The organism is Aliiruegeria lutimaris, assembly GCF_900099935.1.
GTDB classification, from domain to species: Bacteria; Pseudomonadota; Alphaproteobacteria; order Rhodobacterales; family Rhodobacteraceae; genus Tropicimonas; species Tropicimonas lutimaris.
Genome location: NZ_FNEK01000151.1, coordinates 1 through 3,743, shown reverse-complemented (window position 1 = coordinate 3,743; position 3,743 = coordinate 1). Strand labels below are relative to the sequence as shown.

The 3,743-nt window shown below is 64.5% G+C and carries 2 protein-coding genes and 3 pseudogenes; all 5 read left to right on the top strand.

The genetic code is table 11. The features are described 5' to 3' along the window. Positions 1 to 336: transposase (locus tag BLR85_RS27890; protein WP_139188614.1), on the top strand; the 336-nt coding region annotated here is incomplete at its 5' end. Positions 337 to 419: 83 nt separating this feature from the next. Continuing rightward, positions 420 to 860, top strand: a complete 441-nt coding sequence (locus BLR85_RS27885) for a helix-turn-helix domain-containing protein (RefSeq protein WP_093165068.1) — start codon at positions 420 to 422, stop codon at positions 858 to 860. A gap of 53 nt (positions 861 to 913) precedes the next feature. Next, positions 914 to 1,531: pseudogene (locus BLR85_RS30180) on the top strand (IS630 family transposase). A 73-nt stretch (positions 1,532 to 1,604) separates the two neighbouring features. Continuing rightward, positions 1,605 to 2,492, top strand: a pseudogene (locus BLR85_RS27875) (tyrosine-type recombinase/integrase). 12 nt (positions 2,493 to 2,504) lie between these two features. Further along, positions 2,505 to 3,737, top strand: a pseudogene (locus BLR85_RS27870) (IS91 family transposase). The last annotated feature ends 6 nt before the right edge of the window (positions 3,738 to 3,743 follow it).

Genomic DNA, 3,743 nt, shown 5'->3' with positions numbered 1-3,743 from the left:
ATGAATGCCGAGATGTTCGCCCTCTACATCGAAACCCAACTGGGGCCGACGCTGCGCGAAGGCGACGTTGTCATTCTCGACAACCTGTCGAGCCACAAAGCTCCGGCCGCAGCGGCGTCCCTACGCGCGATTGGTGCATGGTTCCTGTTCCTGCCTCCCTACAGCCCAGACCTGAATCCCATCGAGATGGCCTTCTCGAAACTCAAGACACTGATCAGGAAGGCTGCCGCGCGGACCTATGACCAACTCTGGGCCGCCGTCGGACAGGTCTGCGACCTCTTCTCGGACGAAGAGTGCTACAACTACTTCAAGGCCGCAGGCTATGAGGCCGATTGAGCGCGACACGCTCTAAGCAGTTTGTTCCGGCTTGTCCCACGGTTTTGGTTGTGATTCCTGACTTTCAGATTGGAGGGTCAGGAATGGTGGGGAGATCGAAAGTCACCGCGTCACCGGAAGCTCGGCGCTCGTTGGAAGTGTTGTCGTGCAGTTGTGATCGGGGTGAAGCGGATCGTGCGCGGGCAGTGCTTCTGACGCTCGATGGCTGGACGGCGGGCCGGATCGCGCAGGCATTCGGGGTGCGCGAGGATACCGTCCGCCAGTGGCGCAGCGATTTCATGGCAGGCGGGGCCGAGGGGCTGAAGGCGCGCCGTGCCGCTGGCCCGGCACCGGCGAAGTCTGAGGCGGCGCTGCGGGTGGCCGCGCCCTTGCTCGCAGCCCCGGCGGCAGACCGGCCGAACTGGACCCTGTCGCGGCTGGCGGCGGAGATCGAGCGGTGCGAGGGTCTGTCGATCAGCCGCTCGCAGCTTTCCAAGGCTCTGAAAAAGGGGGCTTTGTCTACAAACGGCCGCGGCACACGTTGAAGGGACGGCAGGACGCACAAGCGGTGGATCGCGCCGGTCTCCGGCTGAAACCGATGAAACAACAGGCGAAGGCCGGTGATATCCGGCTGCTTTTCGCGGATGAAAGCGAGGCGCCGACCCACCCATATCTGGCCCGGGCCTGGGCGAAGCGCGGCGCCGACCTGCGCATCCCCGCGCCGGGACAGGCGATGAAGATAGCCATGATGGGCGCGCTCGATTTCGCCGCCAATCATCTGACGGTGACGACTTCCCGCACCAAACGCTCCACCGATTTCATCGATCTGTTAAGCGAAATCGACCGGATTTACGGACCGCAGCCGGGCAAGCTGCACCTGCCGGTGGTGCTGGTGCTCGACAACGGGCCGGTTCACACCAGCAAGCTGACCCGGGAAGCACTCGCCGAGCGCGCCCACTAGCTCACCGTCGAATGGCTGCCGAAATACGCCCCGGAACTCAACGAAATCGAACCGGCCTGGAAGGCGCTCAAGCAGACCGAACTGGCCCATCAGACCTTCGCAGACGACAACGCCCTTGAGAAAGCGATCCACAAAGCCGTGCAGAACCGAAACCACGAGAAAAGCCGTCTTCCGTGGGACAGATCAAGAATCTCTGCATGGACGAAGCCGCTCCGCGGCATTGGCGCGTGTGGCTGTCGGTGGGCAATGATCTGACAGCTGCGCATTTGGAAACGTGCGCGCCTGCCTGACGATTGGGGTCTTCTCAATCGACAGACAGGAGGCTCCCATGAAGGAGGAGAGAACCACGCCGCTGCGTGAGTGGATGATCGAGGACATGCGTATCCGCGGGATGGGGGACAAGGCGCAGAAAGCTCATATCCGGGCGATCAAGGAGTTCGCCGCGTTCCTCGGGCATTCGCCGGACACGGCCACGCCGGAGGAGTTGCGGGCGTATCAGTTGCACATGGCAGATACCGGCGTCACGCCGACGACTTTCAATGCCAGGATCGTCGCATTGAGGTTCTTCTTCGGCATGACCTGCGGGCGGGAGGACATGAAACGGTATATGCAGTTCCGGACCGAGCCGCGGAAGCTGCCGGTGGTGCTCAGTGTCTAAGAGGTCGCGGCCGTTCTGATGGCAGCACCGGGGCCCGGGCTGAAGTACCGGGCGGCGCTCAGCATCAGCTATGGCGCCGGGCTCAGGGCCACAGAGGTGTGCAACCTCAAGATCGGCGACATCGACAGCGACCGGATGCTGATCCATGTCGAGCAGGGCAAGGGCGGCAAGGACCGCAAGGTCATGCTGTCGCCGGGATTGCTGGACCTTCTGCGCGACTACTGGTGCGAGGCGCGGCCAGAAGGCTGGCTCTTCCCCGGAAAGCCGAAGATCAACCAGATCTCGCCCCGGCAGTTGAACCGTGCGTTCACGTCAGCCAAAAACATGGCCGGTGTGGAGAAGGTCGCCACTCTGCACACGCTCCGGCACAGCTTTGCCACGCATCTGCTGGAGGCGGGCACCGACGTGCGCGTGATCCAGGTGCTGCTCGGCCATGCCAAGCTGTCGACCACGGCGCGCTACATTCATGTTGCCACCAAGACGATCCGTGACACGATCAGCCCTTACGACATGCTGGCCAAGCTGCAGGACCAGACGGTGAAGCGAAGCCTGCAGTGACAGGCGGGGTCTTTGCCCCGGCCGACGCTGGAGGTCGCTGACATCTTCCGGGCTCATGGTCCAGCATGGCGGCGGGCCAATGCCGGGCATGTCAGCCTGACCCAGCTCAAGGTGATGTCGGCAATAGAAGCCTGCCGAACCGAGGCGCTCGGCGGGCACGTCGCCGCGTGTAGCAAGTGCGGCCACCAACATGTCGCGTACAACTCATGCAAGAACCGGCATTACCCGAAGTGCCAGGGGTGAGCCAATGGCGCGCCAATGGTCCGAGAGACATTGGCGAACGCGGCGCGCGACTGGATGGCGGCGCGAGCGGAGGACCTGCTGCCGGTGGAATATTTCCACGTGGTCTTCACCCTGCCGGCCGAGATCGCCCGCATCGCGTGCTGGAACAAGCGGGCGGTCTACGGCCTGCTGTTCCGCGCCTCGGCGGAGACCGTGACAACCATCGCCGCCGATCCCCGGCATCTCGGCGCCCGTGTCGGCATGACCAGCGTGCTCCACACCTGGGGCTCGGCGCTCACCCATCATCCCCATATCCACATGATCGTCCCCGGCGGCGGGCTGTCGCCGGACGGCGGCCGCTGGATTTCTTGCCGCCGCGGGTTCTTCCTGCCCGTCCGTGTCCTGTCCCGGCTGTTCCGCCGTCTCTTCCTCGAAGGACTGGCGGCGCTGCACAAGGCGGGCGAGCTTCAGTTCTTCGCCGATCTGAAGCAACTGGAGGGCGCCGGTGCCTTCTCCGCCTACCTCACCCCGCTCCGCAAGACCGAGTGGGTCGTTTACGCCAAACCGCCCTTCGGCGGCCCCGAGGCCGTGCTGGCCTACCTGAGCCGATACACCCACCGCGTGGCGATCTCGAACCATCGCCTGGTCAGCGCCGATGCCGACACCGTGGCGTTCCGTTGGAAGGATTACCGCATCAAGTCCGGCGACCGGATGAAGGTCATGCGGCTCACCACGGCCGAGTTCATCCGCCGGTTCCTGATCCATGTCCTGCCCGACGGTTTCCATCGCATTCGCCATTACGGCCTGCTGGCCGGCGCGACCCGCAAGGCCACCATCGCCCGCATCCGCGGCTTGCTCGGCGCCGCGCCGCCCGAACAAGTCCCGCAGGCGGTTCCGGAGATCAGCCCACTCACTCTGCGCGAACCGTGCCCCTGCTGCGGCGGCCCGATGCGCATCGTCGAAATCTTCCGTCGCGGGCAGAAGCCCTCATCCCGCGCACCACCCCGGGAGCAGGCCGCATGACGAAAC